The organism is Aequorivita sp. KMM 9714 (genome assembly GCF_011065475.1).
Taxonomy (GTDB): domain Bacteria; phylum Bacteroidota; class Bacteroidia; order Flavobacteriales; family Flavobacteriaceae; genus Aequorivita; species Aequorivita sinensis.
On record NZ_JAAGRO010000043.1, the window covers coordinates 1 to 367 of the forward strand.

A 367-nucleotide genomic window follows, 5' to 3' on the forward strand; every position below is an offset into this window, starting at 1 on the left:
ATCACCTCCAGTAATAATAAGGTTTACAAAAAAGGAAGTCGGCTTGAGAATTTAAAAACGGTTCTTGCAGGGTTATACTTTGGTAACGCTGCAATCACCACCCACGCTGTGGGAGTGTAGGTTGTTTTATTTATAACTTTAGAAAACAACTTTCAAACAAAAGAAAGAAGAGCAATCTCCTATAAGATTGAATCGGTAATTTGTTATTTCAGTTTAGGGCAAAAAAAAACCTTCATCAATTAAATGATGAAGGTTTTAAAGGAAGGCGGCGACCTACTCTCCCACAGGATTGCAGTACCATCGGCGCAAACGGGCTTAACTTCTCTGTTCGGAATGGTAAGAGGTGAGCCCCGTCGCTATAACCACC

1 rRNA gene is annotated in these 367 nt (G+C 40.3%); it reads right to left on the reverse strand.

What is annotated here, in order from left to right:
* Positions 1–260: 260 nt before the first annotated feature.
* Positions 261–367 (reverse strand): 5S ribosomal RNA (gene rrf / locus G3A46_RS14095); the annotation flags it as partial.